Annotated in this window: 13 protein-coding genes; 7 read left to right on the top strand and 6 right to left on the bottom strand. The window is 53.2% G+C overall.

What is annotated here, in order from left to right; all coding sequences use genetic code 11:
* Positions 1-637 precede the first annotated feature (637 nt).
* The 6 genes from ACXADJ_RS01550 to ACXADJ_RS01525 all read left to right on the top strand — a co-directional run bounded on the left by ACXADJ_RS01550 (position 638) and on the right by ACXADJ_RS01525 (position 6,250).
* Complete coding sequence (locus tag ACXADJ_RS01550; RefSeq protein ID WP_028293320.1) at positions 638-1,588, top strand: Gfo/Idh/MocA family oxidoreductase; 951 nt, start codon at positions 638-640, stop codon at positions 1,586-1,588.
* A 187-nt stretch (positions 1,589-1,775) separates the two neighbouring features.
* A complete protein-coding gene (locus ACXADJ_RS01545; RefSeq protein WP_475062318.1) occupies positions 1,776-2,774 on the top strand; it encodes an aldo/keto reductase in 999 nt (332 codons plus the stop codon).
* 126 nt (positions 2,775-2,900) lie between these two features.
* The gene (locus ACXADJ_RS01540) at positions 2,901-3,836 is read left to right on the top strand and encodes a helix-turn-helix domain-containing protein (protein ID WP_475062316.1); all 936 of its coding nucleotides are present in this window, start codon (positions 2,901-2,903) and stop codon (positions 3,834-3,836) included.
* 198 nt (positions 3,837-4,034) lie between these two features.
* Positions 4,035-4,913, top strand: coding sequence for an alpha/beta hydrolase fold domain-containing protein (locus ACXADJ_RS01535; RefSeq protein ID WP_475062313.1), 879 nt, complete (start codon positions 4,035-4,037; stop codon positions 4,911-4,913).
* Between the two features lie 416 nt (positions 4,914-5,329).
* The gene (locus ACXADJ_RS01530) at positions 5,330-5,650 is read left to right on the top strand and encodes a helix-turn-helix domain-containing protein (protein WP_475062311.1); all 321 of its coding nucleotides are present in this window, start codon (positions 5,330-5,332) and stop codon (positions 5,648-5,650) included.
* A 39-nt stretch (positions 5,651-5,689) separates the two neighbouring features.
* Positions 5,690-6,250 (top strand): peroxiredoxin family protein, encoded by a 561-nt coding sequence (locus ACXADJ_RS01525; protein WP_475062309.1) that lies wholly within the window; start codon positions 5,690-5,692, stop codon positions 6,248-6,250.
* A gap of 168 nt (positions 6,251-6,418) precedes the next feature.
* Here the strand turns inward: ACXADJ_RS01525 and ACXADJ_RS01520 are convergent, their stop codons facing one another.
* The 3 genes from ACXADJ_RS01520 to ACXADJ_RS01510 all read right to left on the bottom strand — a co-directional run bounded on the left by ACXADJ_RS01520 (position 6,419) and on the right by ACXADJ_RS01510 (position 11,213).
* Positions 6,419-7,042: a DMP19 family protein gene (locus ACXADJ_RS01520; protein WP_475062307.1), complete on the bottom strand. Its 624-nt coding sequence runs from the start codon at positions 7,040-7,042 to the stop codon at positions 6,419-6,421.
* A 551-nt stretch (positions 7,043-7,593) separates the two neighbouring features.
* Positions 7,594-8,574, bottom strand: coding sequence for a magnesium transporter CorA family protein (locus ACXADJ_RS01515; protein WP_475062305.1), 981 nt, complete (start codon positions 8,572-8,574; stop codon positions 7,594-7,596).
* 170 nt (positions 8,575-8,744) lie between these two features.
* Positions 8,745-11,213 (bottom strand): DNA polymerase II, encoded by a 2,469-nt coding sequence (locus ACXADJ_RS01510; protein ID WP_475062303.1) that lies wholly within the window; start codon positions 11,211-11,213, stop codon positions 8,745-8,747.
* A 56-nt stretch (positions 11,214-11,269) separates the two neighbouring features.
* On the opposite strand from ACXADJ_RS01510, the gene ACXADJ_RS01505 reads away from it, so the two are divergent.
* Positions 11,270-11,617, top strand: coding sequence for a pentapeptide repeat-containing protein (locus tag ACXADJ_RS01505; protein ID WP_475062300.1), 348 nt, complete (start codon positions 11,270-11,272; stop codon positions 11,615-11,617).
* A gap of 943 nt (positions 11,618-12,560) precedes the next feature.
* Here ACXADJ_RS01505 and yddG read toward each other — a convergent pair.
* The 3 genes from yddG to ACXADJ_RS01490 form a co-directional block, all read right to left on the bottom strand.
* The gene (gene yddG, locus ACXADJ_RS01500; protein WP_475062298.1) at positions 12,561-13,502 is read right to left on the bottom strand and encodes an aromatic amino acid exporter YddG; all 942 of its coding nucleotides are present in this window, start codon (positions 13,500-13,502) and stop codon (positions 12,561-12,563) included.
* Between the two features lie 450 nt (positions 13,503-13,952).
* Positions 13,953-14,690: a helix-turn-helix domain-containing protein gene (locus ACXADJ_RS01495; protein WP_475062296.1), complete on the bottom strand. Its 738-nt coding sequence runs from the start codon at positions 14,688-14,690 to the stop codon at positions 13,953-13,955.
* Between the two features lie 2 nt (positions 14,691-14,692).
* On the bottom strand, positions 14,693-15,184 hold the full coding sequence (locus ACXADJ_RS01490; RefSeq protein WP_475062292.1) for an Lrp/AsnC family transcriptional regulator: 492 nt from the start codon (positions 15,182-15,184) through the stop codon (positions 14,693-14,695).
* Between the last annotated feature and the right edge of the window lie 63 nt (positions 15,185-15,247).

Genomic DNA, 15,247 nt, shown 5'->3' with positions numbered 1-15,247 from the left:
AAACACCAAAGCAGCCGAACAGCTGCTTTGGTGTCTCGCCCCCTGCTGGACCAGAAATCTCCTTTGATTCAGATCGCCATATCAAATACTGATACCCAACCAGCTGCTTGAATGCCATCAATTGAAGCAACCCCACAGCCGCAGAGCGTCACTTTTTCTGCATCATTTCGAGCCAAACTACCCTAAAACCTCTGAAATCCACTATTTTCAGGTACTTTTTCTTCAGTCGGCTTTTACTTTTTATCCATATTGAATTCGACATACTGCAAACTGGCTTTTTCATAAAACCAAATGCCATTATCAATTTTGAATAGCCTGACTGGTTATTCAATTGTTCAAGCCCGACAAGGGCGGATAGATTGGAGTTCTCGAACTTGGTCGTTTTGAGTTTTGTGTTGTTGCCCGCGGTGCTATTCGGGAACTCTTCCTGGAGAACCCATCGAAGAATACGCCGCGGGAATTTTTCTTACTCAACGTCTGGTTCGGCCATCACACAGTATTGTTACGACCTGCTCAGCGCTAACACTGGCTCTTCTCTCTTATGGGCGTTAGCGATGGTCAGGTCGTAACCATATTTTGTTCAAACTCACTCTGAAGGCACCTGTAGAGTGCCCAACGACCGATCAGGAGAAGAATAATGAGACTTTGTGTTGCTGGCGCTGCGGGCGCTTTCGGCCAAAAACACCTGGATGCTGTAGCCAACATTGAAGGCGCAGAAGTGGTATCCGTTGTTGGTACCCGTCCTGACGTGATCAAGCAGGTTGCTGAAGAGCGTGGCATTCCACACTACTGCACCGACCTCGCCGAAGCCCTGGCTCGCGACGACGTAGACGGCGTTCTACTGGCTACCCCAACCTCCATGCACGCCTCCCAGGCCATCCAGTGTCTGGAAGCTGGCAAGCACGTGATGGTTGAAATCCCGATGGCCGACAACATCGAAGATTCCCGCAAGCTGGTTGAAGTACAAAAGCGCACCGGTCTGGTGGCCATGTCTGGTCAGACCCGTCGTTTCAACCCGTCTCACCAGTGGATTCACAACAAGATCAAGGCTGGCGAACTGAACATCCAACAGATGGACGTTCAAACCTACTTCTTCCGTCGTACCAACACCAACGCCAAGGGTCAGGCCCGTTCCTGGACCGACCACCTGCTGTGGCACCACGCTTGTCACACCGTTGACCTGTTCCAATACCAGACTGGCGAAACCTGCTCCAAGGTTCAGGCCCTGCAAGGTCCTATTCACCCGGATCTGGGCATTGCCATGGACATGTCCATCGGCATGAAAGTACCAAGCGGTGCTATCTGTACCCTGAGCCTGTCTTTCAACAACGACGGCCCATTCGGCACCTTCTTCCGTTACATCTGTGACGAAGGCACCTTCATTGCTCGTTACGACGACCTGGTGGACGGCCACGAAAACCCGATCGACCTGTCCGGCGTTGCGGTTTCAAACAACGGTATCGAACTGCAAGACCGTGAGTTCATCGCCGCTGTTAAAGAAGGCCGTGAGCCAAACTCTTCCGTTGCTCAGGTACTGCCAGCAATGGAGACTCTGGATCAGCTGGAAAAATTGCTGGAAGCCGAGTAATCGACTGAGGTCGGAAGACTGACGTCTGACGCTTATCAGGACGCTCGTGGTGTAATACGTCTTCGGCTATTACACCCTACCTTCGGAATGAACCGCGTCCGACTTCAGACGTCCAGCGTCTGACCACACACGAAACCGGCACTGCCGGTTTTGTTGTTTCCAGGATTTCTAAAAAGAGGAGAAACACATGTCTCTGAAAACCGAATTCAATAACCCGGGCATTGGCCTGGGCTGCATGAACCTGTCTCATGCCTACGGCGTGCCGGTGTCTGAAGAAGACGGCATCAAGGCCCTGCATCAGGCCTTCGAGATGGGTTACCGCCACTTCGATACTGCCACCCTGTACGGCGGCGGCAAGAACGAACTGCTGGTTGGCAAGGCGCTGAAAGAGCTGCGTAACAAGCTGTTCCTGGCCTCCAAGTGCGGCATGGCGATCAACCCTGAACTGGGTAAAAAAGAAATCAACGGCACGCCGGAAAACCTGCGCAGCCAAATCGAAAACTCCCTGCGTCGCTTGCAGGTTGAGCACATCGACCTGTATTACCTGCACCGCCTGGACCCGAACACGCCGATTGAAGAATCCGTTGGCGCACTGGCCGACATGGTGAAAGAAGGCAAGATTGGTGCAATCGGTCTGTCTGAAGTATCCGCCGACACTCTGCGTAAAGCCCACGCCGTGCACCCGATTGCCGCGCTGCAAACCGAGTACTCGCTGTGGAGCCGCAACGCTGAAATCGCCGTACTGGAAGCCACCAAAGAACTCGGCACCGCCTTTGTAGCGTTCTCGCCAGTTGCTCGTGGTTTCCTTGCCAACGGCCTGCCGTCGATGGAAGAGCTGGAAGCACTGGAAGCGAAGGACATCCGTCGCAACATGCCACGCTTCTACCCGGAAAACTTCAGCCAAAACCTGCCACTGCTGCAAAAGTTTGTGCAAATTGCCGATCGTATTGGCTGCACGCCAGCACAGCTGTCACTGGCCTGGGTATGCGCTCAGGGCGACCACATTGTGCCAATCCCGGGCACTCGCTCCGTCGCTCATATGGAAGAAAACCTGAAAGCGGCCGACATCAAGCTGGGCGCCGATGTGGTCACGGAACTGAACGACCTGATCAATCAGAACACCGTTACCGGCACACGCTACAGCCCTGCCCAACAGCAGGAAATCGATACCGAAGAGTTCGCCTGAACGCTTTGATCGACTCTGGCGGGTTGATCCCGCCAGAGATCAGTCGCCAGAACAACAAGAATATCGACGATGAAGACACAGCAGCCCTCCCACTCAGCGCCCGACAGCGCTGGGTCTGAACCGACAATGCCATCCGCCGAGCAAAGCTTGCTGTCGCGGGTGATTGCCCCTGAACAGCCGTCAGGCCAGGGCATATCGCGTTACACCCTCTACAGCGAAGCACCGTCCGAGCGAGACCCTGAGTTCGTTCATATCGAAGATATTCCCAGCCGCGCCCGGCTGTTCAATTGGGAAATTAACGTACACACCCACCCGAACATGTTCCAGGTGGTGTTTGTGCAAAGCGGACAGGTGCGCATTCTGATTGATGGCCGCGAAGAAACCCGCTACGGCCCAGTGATGATCAGCGTACCGCCCGGTGTGGTACACGGCTTTGAATTTGAACGGGAAGCCACCGTTGGCTGGGTAATTACCGTCTCGCAACTGTTGATGATGGACGACCAGCTCAGCCGTCAGTTTGCCTTCAGCCAACCGTTACTGGAAAAACCCAACATCACCTCGCTGCCACAAGACCAACAACTGGAATTCATCAACCAGACCGTGGCGCAACTGGAACACGAATACCACAGCGACGCCGTCGGCAAACAATCCATGTTTGTATGGCTGCTGTTCAGCCTGCTGACCCGACTGGGGCGCGTGATCCAACAGATTCCCGAAAGCGCACCCCAAGACCTGCACACCGAACGCTTCCGACGCCTTAACCAGCTGATTGACGAACACTACCGCCAACACCACCCGGTGGAATTCTACGCCGACCTGCTGCTGACCACCCCCGCCAGCCTCAGCCGCACCTGCAAACAGGTAGCCGGTAAAAACATCACCGACCTGATTTACGACCGCATGATCCTCGAAGCCCAACGGCTGCTGATCTATTCATCGGTACCGGTATCACTGATTGGCTACGAATTGGGCTTCAACGACCCGGCGTATTTCTCGCGCTTCTTCCGCCGCAGGGTGGGCTTGTCACCGTCTGAATTCCGCGAGCAGCGAGAGAGGAAGTAGAGCCGGTATTCGAAGCGAAGCCAATCCCCGCTACAAAGAAACGGTGAAAAATGACGGTACAAAGACCAGGCGCTCACACTTTTATAACGTGTACGATGAACACTCATGCCCATCGCAACGCACGTGCGAAGAACGATCACACGTATCCTCGGTTAAAAATGGGATGATGACAATTGCTTTTTAGACGAGAACAACACCATGAATACGAAGATAAAGTCTGTGATGATCTCTTTATTACTTATACCGCTTGTCGGTTTGGCGGGCGAGTTTAATGTAGAAAAAGACATTGTGTTCAAAACTGTGGGGGATAGAGAAATCAAGCTTGACCTCTACAAACCATTGGCTGAAAGAAATACTCGGTACCCGCTATTGGTTTGGGTGCATGGGGGCGCTTGGAAACGAGGAAGTAAAGATGCAATTCCAGAGAAAAACCCCCTATTACTCAAGTCTGTATTGAGCGAAGGGTATGCATTAGCGTCAGTCGACTACCGTTTAAGTGGCGAGGTGAGCTTCCCCTTGCCGGTGCGAGACATAAATGACGCACTGAACTACCTGCACGACAATGCGAAACAGCTCGGCATTCAAGTTGACAGTCTGGTGATGATGGGGCGTTCTGCTGGAGGGCATCTAGCGGGCTTTATTGGTGCCACGAACTCGGCATACAACCAAGTAGATTTCTATGAACCACCAAAGTACAAGGTATCTGCCGTGGTGAGTTTTTTTGGGCCAACCGATTTACTTGAGTTAGGAAATAAAGGTGGCAAGAAAATCACTAAAGAATCGTCTGTATCTCGTTTCCTGGGAGATATTCCACATCATATTCCAGAAATTGCCCAGCAAGCATCGACGACGAGTTATGTGAATAAAAACACTCCGCCATATATTCAGTTACACGGCACGTTGGATAAACGAGTACCTCTATCTCAAAGTAAGATACTTAAGGCGAAGCTTGATGAACACGGAGTCACGAACAAACTGTTCATTGAAGAAGGTGTAGGGCACAGTGCACCTGTATTTGATACCGAGAGATACGTCACTCATGTTTTGGATTTTTTAAATAAACATTTTCGGAATTAACAGTCCTGGTCAATACGTGGCTCAAAAGTTCAGAGGGACATACTAATTTAACTGTAATTGCAATTGGACTTATTTGGTTATTTCAGGCTGGCATGGGCTGGATTCAAATTTTTGCAGATGCATATCGGCGAGGCCGTGTTGTCGTTTTCATGGGATAGTGGCATAAACGGTCAGGATCAGCAGATTCATCTTGGCAACCAGGATTCCACAACAGGGCCATTCGCCAGAATGAAGATATCAGGCAAGTAGCGCGTTACATCGTCGCCAATTCGTTAATAACGGAGTTGGTTGGACACATTGGCGATCAACCGTTTTGGGGCGTTTAGTTGTTAATGATACATCTGGCGGGTAGCTGGTTTTCCACCAAGGTCGTTAATTAAGACCGCTTGACCCTCTACTGAATAACTCGGTTATATATGGGAGGATTACAATTCATCTTCATTTTGCTGTCAACAACGTTCCTTATGGCAACGCCCTTGGAGTTTTATGGTAGATGCCTTTCGCAACTCCTATGCAACCGCATGATCCTCGAAGCCCAACGGCTGCTGATTTACTCATCGGTACCGGTATCACTGATTGGCTACGAACTGGGCTTCAACGACCCGGAGTATTTCTCGCGCTTCTTCCGCCGCCGGGTGGACACTCGTGCCCATAGAAACGAACTTGCGATCAGGCAGGGCATTTCAGGCCATCAATCCAATTGCCGAAGTTTTTATGTAATAAATCCCGCACTGTAACGACCAACCAAAAATCATTTCTGGTCCAGAGGCTCCGCCATGCCATTAACAGCTCCCTGCAAGACGATTGATTTCCGCACCACCGACATCTACAACGAGCCGATTGATTTGCGCAAATTCCGCGGCCGCAAGGTACTGCTGGCCTTCTTCCGCGATGCAGCCTGCCCATTTTGCAACCTGCGACTGTACGAACTCAGCCGCGACTATGAAGCACTGCAAGCATCCGGGCTGGACGTGATCGCCGTATTCAGCTCCAGCAAGGAAGAAGTAAAGCAGTTTGTCGCACGACACCCTCGCCCCTTCACCATGCTGGCCGACCCCAATCTGGAGCTCTACCAACGCTACGGCATCCAGCACTCCGGCGTTGCCATGCTGAAAGCCATGCTGCTGCACCCGCTGCGCATTATTCGCGGCATGCTCAAGGGTGGCACCGGCGATATGAACAACCCTCATGTCAAACTGGTACCGGCCGACTTCCTGATCGCCGAGAACGGCGAAATCCGTCTGGCCTGGTATGGCCGCAATACCAGCGACCATATTCCGATGAAGGCCATTAAACAGTTTGCGGGCAAGCCGTTGTTTAAAGCGGCGGTTGGGTGAGGGGTGGAGCGTGGTGCACCACGCCCTCGTTGCAGGGATATTTAGAGTAGAAGCAGTTGGAAGAGTTTTTTATAACGCCCGGCTCACCGAGCAAATTTTTGATGGCGGCTTTTGTGCGTCTTTTTGCACAAAAGGTGATAGCGTAAATTTGTCCGGTGCAGCCGTTTGTTATGCATTTTTTACCAACCCAGCCTCAATTGCAAAGCTCTCTAATTTTTTATCAAGTTGGTCTAGATCTTTATAAAATTCTGTATCCAAACTATCTAGATCTGGCTCATCGCTGTGTTTTCTGATTGCCGCCCAACGCTCAGCTTGATCCTGTGGAACAGGGCTATGGCCTATAAGCTCTTCTTTGGCTTTACGTAATAACCTTAAAGAGTTCGTTGTCCCCAAACGAACAAGCCCAAGCTCTGCATTACGATAGTGCTCGCCGGAAGAATTATCGAAATACTGAACAAAGCCTCCGTTGTAAACTTCGCCACCGAGTGTATTTACCGAGTAATATAACTTTTCGTCGTCCGACAGAGCACCAAAGCCACCTTCTTGCTTATAGACTTTATCGACCAGTTCTCTCCATAACGCACGGAACGGGCATGTTTTATCGAGCTCTCGCTCTCTTTTGTAATACTCTTTAGCTTGTTCAATGTTCTTACGAGTACCATTTTTACAAGGCATGCAAAGCCCGCCTGTACGCTCAGCCGTACTTGGCAAAACCATTGCTCCGCATTCTGTACATGGAATCTTGTCGCTCATCTCGAACCTTTTAGTGCATAACAGTTTATTAGTGCGCATGCGCGGTTTCCCAGTAAGGTATGTTCGAGGTTACCCGCCCTAACCTTCTGATTCCTTTGGAATTCCCCTTTATTACTAACAACCAAGTCATCAAGTTAGTGCGCATGCGCATAAACCTGGCTTTGGTGTGCGCATTAACTTGTAAACCTTTTACCACAACGTCTCTGGTTTCAGCCACTTACGCTACCAGCAGCCGAAAAAGCGAGCAACCGCTTTGGGCAAAGCGCGCAAGGGTTCATGGAAGTTTCATGTTTTGGGCGTTGTTGTGTCGGATGGCGCAGGCTTATCCGACCTACTGCAGGCGAAAAATGTAGGTCTGATACTGTCGTTCTGATAAAGACGCGAAGCGGCTGCCATCTGACGCAGGGGTGCCGGGAAACGCAACCAGGGTTGATGCACTTTTGTGCCCATGACTGTTTTCCCTTGTCGGCTACAACAACTACAACAACTACAACAATTACAGCAACTACAGTGCCTAGCCAAAACCACACACAAAAACGCCGCTGCAAGATTGCAGCGGCGTTTTTATCGCGCCTGTCGGCTTATAGTCGTTACAGCCATTTCAGTTTGCGGAACCAGGTCAGTAGCCCCAGTGCGATGCTGATCATCACCGCCAGCAGGATGAAATAACCGCCCTTGAAGTGCAGTTCCGGGATGTATTCGAAGTTCATACCGTACAAACCGGCCAGGAAGCCCAGTGGCACAAAGATCGCGGTAATGACCGTTAACACTCGCATGGTGTTGTTCAACTGATGCGAGGTAATGGCCAGGTAGCCGTCGATCAGATCGCCGCAGATGTCGTAGAACATCGAGGTCAAGCTGGCCAGTCGTTCAAAGCGGTCGTGCAGGTCGTTGATGGTGTGGTCAAGGTCGACACCTTCGACATCAAACGCGACCACTTCATCGGCGGCACGCAGTTCTTCGGTGATGTTCTGGTGGTAGTTGAACACCCGGCGCAGTTTCACCAGCCGTGAGCGGTATTGCATCAGCTGTTTCATCAGGTCGTCGGAGCCATGGTCGTGAATGGCGTCTTCCAGGTCACTGAGTTTTTCTTCGTAGGCCAACAGGCCGTTCAGGTAGATACCCGCCGAGGTGTGCATGATGCGCAGTGCCAATTGTGCCGGGCAACGCTGCAGGTGTGTGGCGGCGTTGCCTGCCATCAGTTGATCGACGCTGCTTGCCGGTAACGGGTGGTAGGTAATCAACAGCCGTTCACTAACGAAAAACGAGATCGACTGGGATTTCCAGTTCAGGTCACTGTCGAAACTGGCAATGCCTCGGTACAGCACGAAGGTTTGGTCATCAAACTCTTCCAGTTTCGGTGGGTGACGATCGCGTTGGGCGTCTTCTACCGCCAATGTATGACAGCCAAGTTCCAGCAGCAGCTTGCGTTCAGTGGGCAGCTGTTCCTTGCCTTCGGATGTCAGGTCCAGCCACAGGTAGCCGCTGTTGCTGGCGCGCCATTGGGCCAGCAGGTTTTCAGCGCCGGTTTGGCTTTGACCATGCTCATCTACATACAGGGTACGAATCATTGTGTGTCCTATAAAATTGCATCAACACCCGCCGGATACCCCGTCAGGCTGATGAATTGCGGAATATCGGTTAAAAGTGCGACCGCGCAAACACAATTTTGTTGCGCAAAACCGGGGCAATGATTGTCTGAAACTATGAACAGGTAAGCGTTATTGCAGCGGGCTGTTAGTCATCCAAATAACGAACCCTGGGTTCCCAGCAGGTCGTCGGCATCGTCGCCGGTAAACTGGAAAATGGATTCGGCAATCGGCCGCAGCTGTTTGTCGATATAGTGCTGGTAGTCGGGTGCCGCCAGCGGGTATTCCAGCTCGGAATCTTCGCCGTCGTAGACGGGCTCCGGGCCACTGGCAGTAATGCGGTAGGTAATGGCCCCACGACCGTGTTGATACATGGGCAGCAGGCCGTTCTGTTTGCGCCAGTTGTCCAGCTGCATGGCGGCGCGGGCATGAGGCGGCACGTTGCGTTGGTATAAATGCAGCGGCTGGCGCAGGCGTTTGCGGTAATTCAGTTCGTGGTCGAGCTGGCCAGCCAGTAGTTGCTGCACCTGGTCTCTGGCCCAGTCGGCGTAGGGCTCATGCAGAAAAATCTTGCGATACAGCACTTGCTGAAAGCGACGGGCCAGCGGCGTCCAGTCTGAACGCACAGCTTCCAGTCCTTTGAAGACCATTTCCGGTTGCCCTTGCGGGTTGGTAATCAGTCCAGCGTAGCGCTTTTTGCTGCCGGTTTCGGCACCGCGAATGGATGGCATAAAGAAGCGGCGGTAGTGGGTTTCGTATTCCATCTCCAGATAGCTGTCGATGCCGAAGCGGGTTTGCAGCTCGTCGCGCCACCAGCGGTTCAGGTTGGCCACCAGTTGCTTGCCAATGGCATCGGCTTCGTCGTCGGTAACGTCCTTGCGCAGCCACACAAAAACCGAGTCGGTATCGCCATAGATCACTTCGTAACCCTGACTGGCAATCCAGTCGGAACTGGTTTGAATAATTTCGTGGCCACGTTTGGTTATGGAGGCCGACAACCGGGTGTCGTGAAAGCGACAGCCCTCTGAGCCCAACACCCCGTAGCATGACGCCATGATGATTTTGATGGCTTGCGACAGCGGTTTGTTGCCTTCCCGCTTGGCTTTGTCGCGGCGTTCTCCGAGGGTGCGAATCAACTCCGGTAGCACGTGGCGCTGTTGATGCAAACGACCACCGAAGAAGCCCGGCACCCATTCCTGATTGGGCAGTGGCAGCTGTTCATCGGTCAGCAGGCCTTCTACCAGTCCCATGGGGTCAATCTTGAAGGTACGAATGATAGAGGGATACAGGCTTTTGAAGTCGAGCACTAACACATGCTCAAACAGGCCCGGTTTGGAATCCATCACAAAGCCACCGGGGCTTTTTTCGGCGCTGTAGCCTTCGCCCATATTGGGGGCGACATAGCCGGAGCGGTGCAGTCGGGGCAGGTAGAGATTTTCAAACGCCGCCACCGAGCCGCCCATGCGATCCAGCGCCAGGCCCGTCATCAAGCTGCGTTCGATGGCAAAATTGAGCAGATCGACTTTCTCGAAAATGCGCCACACCAGATCACAGTCTTGCAGGTTGTAAGCGGCGAAGGATGCGATGTCGGTATCGTACAGGCGCTGAATATCATGGCCACGCTGACTGCCTGTCAGCAGCTTGGAATCCCCTAACAGTTGTTCGGATACATGATTCAGAGAGAAGCTTTCAAACTGGTAACTGGCGGCACGCAGCAGCTCAATGCCGTCCAGCGCTACCCTGCCCGCCATTTGCACCGAGACCCTGTCTGGCATGTCACGCCGACGACGCCACTTCAGCCGTGAGCCGTCACGGCCCCAATCCATACTGACGCCGTGCTCCCGGTATTTTTGCACCAGCACGTCGATATCGAATTGAATCAGGTTCCAGCCCAGCAGGCAGTCCGGGTCGATGCTCGCCACCAGCCGGGTCAGCTGCTCCAGCAAAGCGGCTTCAGACTCAAACCGCAGAATGTGGTGGTCGGCATCGGTGGCTTCAGTGCCTTCTGCGCCATGTTCCGCCACCAGCAACACCTGCCGGTAATCCGCCGCCACCAGCCCCACCGAATACAGTTTGATGGTTTCGCCCTGCCGTGGAATCGAGGTTTCAATATCCAGCGACAGCCAACGAAGCGTGGGCCGGTAATCCCCCGGCTGCATACGCCCTTGCTGAAGCCAGCCATGGGCACTGCTGTGTTCGCTAGCGGGCACTTGCTGCAATGGCTGTTGCCAGCTGAGCTGGGCCGCACCATAGACAAACCGCTCCATCAAATAGCGATCGGTCGGGCGGATATCCGCTTCCTGCACCGCAATGCCCTGCTCGGCCAGCAAATCCCGCCAGCGGTAGATATAACTGGCCGGTAAATAGCAGGCGCTCATGGCGGCCTGGTCGAATCGCTTCAGGGCGATGTCTTTCAGTTCCACCGGCCAGCCGAGTGTGGTCGCCATTTGCTGCGCTCTGGCACGATCCGCCTGTTTAATAAAACAAACCGCAGGCTGTCGCAGGGTTTGCTTCAGGGTTCCGGCAGGCGTATGCCACCAGAAGGTGAAGCTGGAATCCTGGTCACCGGGCTCATCGTGCCAACTGGCGTTCAACAAAAAGGCATCCGACGTTCGAATCATTCAGGGTCATCTATACTTCTGTAATCGACACGCAGTCTAATTCAACGAGGTTTTATATGACCACACCGGGCATCAGTCAGGACCCCCTCTATCAGATGCTGCGCAACGACGACGTTGCCGGATTCAATCAGGCCATCGACGGTGGCGCGGAATGCGATTTACGCGGCACCGACCTGCGTGGGTTGGACTTACGGGGGCTGCACCTGGCCGGTATGGATTTGACCGATGCCTATTTCAGGGGCACGGATTTGCGCGGCGTCGACTTCCGCGGCTGCGCTCTGGACGGCGTCAGCCTGGCTAACGCTCGTGTCAGTGGATGCTACTTCCCGGCAGAAATCAGCGCCGAAGAGTTACGCTTGTCGCTTGAGTTCGGTACCCGCTTGCGCCATCCGAAAAAGGGATAGAGGCTCTCTGAATCACCCTGAACAACCCGCCAAACCTCAAGAAGTGTAAATATTAAAGAATAATGAGAATTATTCTTGATAACACAAATGAGAATCACTACTGTTTATTCATCGACGTCAGAGATGGCGGCGGTGTTCACTCACAGCTTTGGCTGAAGTGATCTCTCTCATCAAGCTAATCACGGTTGCTTTGGCCGCTCTTTGAGCGGCCGTTTTTTTATCTGCCGCTTTTATTCCCGAATTCTCGCCTGTTTGATCTACTCATCTCTTCTGAGCACTCTCTACTCACTCTCTACCGCTCTCGACCACTTTCCCAGCCCGTTTTCTGAGTCCGCCGGTTCAATACTGGGCTTTTGTGCGTTGAGAAAAATATTTCAAATTAAATGAGAATTGTTCTTGATTAATCAAATGAGAATAACTATTGTTTACTCATCGACGTCAGAGATGGCGTCGCTGTTCACCAATAGCTTTGGCTCACGGTGATCTCTCTCATCAAGCTAATCACGGTTGCTTTGGCCGCTCATTTGAGCGGCCGTTTTTTTATCCAGCAAACTGTTTTCCCAAGCCAGTTCATCTTTCCAGACCAGCCAAACCGCTTTCAGTCATCACAAGCCGCTTCATCTATCTATTACCCGTAACAAGCCAAGCCATCTTCACTGTCGGGTTTTCGTACCCTGTTTGAGTGCCATTTCAGATTCAGTTTTTGACAGTTTCAAGGTTACCCAGCCGGCCAAATTCGTCCTTTCAGGCCAGTGCCAAAAAAATCTGTAAGTAAATGAGAATTATTATTGACGAGGTAAAAAAGAATCATTATTGTTTACTCATCGACGTCAGAGATGGCGCCGCTGTTCACCAACAGCTCAGGCTCACGGTGATCTCTCTCATCAAGCTAATCACGGTTGCTTTGCCCCGCCCTCACCGGCGGGGCGATTTTTTATCTGCTCTACCCTTTCCCCGCTCCGCCAGCTTTCTGCTTATCAGCAAAGGATGCCACCAAGGCCCCAAGGCTGATCGCTACCGCCGCAACGCCCACTTCAATACGCCATTCGCCTTCGCCAACCAGCAGCAACAGTGCCACTGAGATCAACGGCGCGAAGTAGGAAATCACCCCAAGCAGCGCCAGGTTGCCGTGCTTCATGCCGTAGTCCCAGGTAAAAAACGCAATGCCCACCGGGCCAATGCCCAGTGCCATCAACGCCAACCATTGCAGGTTGGTATCAGGCCATACGGTTTGCTCAAACGCCCAGTGCGCAAGTAACGCCAAGACGGCAGTGGCCAGGCAAAACCAGCCTGCGGCATCGGTAGGAACGGCTTTCATTTTGCGGGATGTGACCGAAAACCCCGACCAGATCAACGAGCACAAAAACGCCAGTCCGTAACCCGGCAAGTATTGGCTGTCGAACGCCTGGACTGATGCAGCATCCTGCTCGCCACCCGACAGCAATACCCAGCAGCCCACCAACGCCAGCACAGCGCCGACCACATGGCCAATGCGCACGGGAAGCCCGGTAACCAGAGTGCTCAGAAGCACAATAAACAGCGGCCACAAATAAGCGATCAAACTGACTTCCACCGCTGGTGCCAGCATCATTGCGGCGAAATAACAGGCGTGATAACAAAAGTAACCGCCCACGCCCAAAGCCCAGGCAGCGACGGGCTGTCGGGCATACTGCAAACCGCTTTCGCCGCGCAGCCACCAGCGAATCTGCATCACCATAAAGGCGGTGGCAAAACTCACCGCCATCAATTGAAACGGAGGAATCTCGCCGCCGCTCAGGCGAGTAAACAAGGCCAGCGATCCCCACAGCAACACTGCGGTAGAGCCGACCAGAGTGGCCAGCGCGGTATGACGCTCGGGAAGTTCAGATGAGGTGGTAACAGTCATGCTCTCTTGAAACCCTGAAGAAAAATCGCAGTGTAGAGAGACCGTAGAAGAAAAACTTTGGAGATTCGGCAAAGGGACACTCTGAATAACTCGGTGCCCGCTCTGGATGACAGGGCGAAGCTGAGTCACGAAGCTGGTTTGCAGGCCTGACGGGTCAAGTCAAAAATCAGCGACACAGAATCAGCAATGCCCTGTCATCCCCTTCGGGCGCGGCCTGCAGCTCGCCAGAACAGCGTTGGCGAACTTGAAAAGACTCGACCGGACAGGTTCGTCATTTCGCTGCATTCGCCGCCTTGTTCTGACAACCTGCAGGACTCGCGCACGACTGCATGGATGCAGGAGGTAGGGCGAAGCAGGAAGCCAGAGCCGAGAGCTGTGCAGAGTTATTCAGAGGGTCCCTAGGTTATGGCCAGACGGCACAGTCGTTAACAGGTTGCTGCCGTTAACAAGTTACGGCCGCTCAGCCCGGAGCTGGCGCGCCGACCTGCCATAACACTGACGGAAGCGATAGCTGAATGACGACACATCGGCATAACCCACCCGCTCGGCAATCACCTGCACCGGCAGATCCGTGGTTTTCAGCCAATGCGCCGCCTGCTGCATCCGTACCTGCTGATGGTAATCACGCACACTCTGGCCCAGCTGCAACCGAAACTGCCCGGATAACTGCCGCACACTCCAGTGCACCATCGCCGCCAGCGCCTTCATATCCAATGGCTCGGCATAGTGTTGATCCAGCCACATTCTCACCCGCTGAACGCGTTGACGATGGCCGCTGTACTGCGCCGACAGCGCTTGCCCCGGAAGCAGACCCAACAACAGCTCGCTCATTTGCAGCGGCAAGCCGGGCACATTCGGGCGATGCAGTAGCTGGTATTCCAGACAATCAACAAAGCCCCGAATACCCTGATGCATTGGCAAAAACGCTGGCTGCTTGTCGAGCGCCAATTGCTGCTGCGGCAACGCAAGGTCCATAACCAGAAACCGATTATCCCCGGATGCCGCAAACGCATGCTGCTGCCCGGCTTTAACGATGGCCATAGTTTCCCCCGCAGCCACCTGCCCGGACACATGATCGATCTGCATATCCAGTGCCCCCGCCACCGGTAACACCAGCTGACAGAAGTCGTGGCTGTGAGAGTGGTATTCCGCTGTGTAGCTACGCTGATAAACAGAGCTTTCTTTCATCGTTACGCCCCTTGAAACACCGACTCCAGGGCGACGCCACGCCCGGCAATGGGCGACTTGATAACGATATAACTGAAGTACTCTTTCACCAGCTCCTCGTCGGCCAGCAACTCATCTACTAGTTGCTGGTAATGGTTAATGCTACGCACCACAAACTTGACCAAATAATCGTAACCGCCACTGATCAAGTGGCATTCCACCACTTCCGGCATGCGGTTAAGGACTTTTTCGAATTCGGCAAAGCTATGGCTGAAGTGCTGCTTGAGGGTAAATTCGGTGAAGACGGTGACGAAATCGCCCAGCTTGACCAGATCCACCTGAGCGCCATAACCAAGAATGTAGCGAGACTCTTCGAGCTTTTTGATGCGCTTGAGGCATGGGCTGGCCGACAGACCGACCTTGTCTGCCAGACTGACGTTGGTCATGCGTCCGTTTTTTTGCAGTTCAGACAGAATACGAATATCCATCCGATCCAGTTTGTGGGATGCCGCCATGGGTCCCTCCAGCCATCAGAAGAGTTGCAGAATAGAGCCGGGCGGTATGGGGTTCAACTGCGG

Source organism: Oceanobacter sp. ABM4_470 (genome assembly GCF_056158645.1).
This window is presented reverse-complemented; position numbering and strand designations above follow the sequence as displayed.

Bases quoted from the DNA above. Each gene is read 5' to 3' on its own strand.
- ACXADJ_RS01550 (WP_028293320.1), top strand. From the start codon at position 638: ATGAGACTTTGTGTTGCTGGCGCTGCGGGCGCTTTCGGCCAAAAACAC.
- ACXADJ_RS01545 (WP_475062318.1), top strand. From the start codon at position 1,776: ATGTCTCTGAAAACCGAATTCAATAACCCGGGCATTGGCCTGGGCTGC.
- ACXADJ_RS01540 (WP_475062316.1), top strand. From the start codon at position 2,901: ATGCCATCCGCCGAGCAAAGCTTGCTGTCGCGGGTGATTGCCCCTGAA.
- ACXADJ_RS01535 (WP_475062313.1), top strand. From the start codon at position 4,035: ATGAATACGAAGATAAAGTCTGTGATGATCTCTTTATTACTTATACCG.
- ACXADJ_RS01530 (WP_475062311.1), top strand. From the start codon at position 5,330: ATGGGAGGATTACAATTCATCTTCATTTTGCTGTCAACAACGTTCCTT.
- ACXADJ_RS01525 (WP_475062309.1), top strand. From the start codon at position 5,690: ATGCCATTAACAGCTCCCTGCAAGACGATTGATTTCCGCACCACCGAC.
- ACXADJ_RS01520 (WP_475062307.1), bottom strand. From the start codon at position 7,042: ATGCGCACTAATAAACTGTTATGCACTAAAAGGTTCGAGATGAGCGAC.
- ACXADJ_RS01515 (WP_475062305.1), bottom strand. From the start codon at position 8,574: ATGATTCGTACCCTGTATGTAGATGAGCATGGTCAAAGCCAAACCGGC.
- ACXADJ_RS01510 (WP_475062303.1), bottom strand. From the start codon at position 11,213: ATGATTCGAACGTCGGATGCCTTTTTGTTGAACGCCAGTTGGCACGAT.
- ACXADJ_RS01505 (WP_475062300.1), top strand. From the start codon at position 11,270: ATGACCACACCGGGCATCAGTCAGGACCCCCTCTATCAGATGCTGCGC.
- yddG (WP_475062298.1), bottom strand. From the start codon at position 13,502: ATGACTGTTACCACCTCATCTGAACTTCCCGAGCGTCATACCGCGCTG.
- ACXADJ_RS01495 (WP_475062296.1), bottom strand. From the start codon at position 14,690: ATGAAAGAAAGCTCTGTTTATCAGCGTAGCTACACAGCGGAATACCAC.
- ACXADJ_RS01490 (WP_475062292.1), bottom strand. From the start codon at position 15,184: ATGGCGGCATCCCACAAACTGGATCGGATGGATATTCGTATTCTGTCT.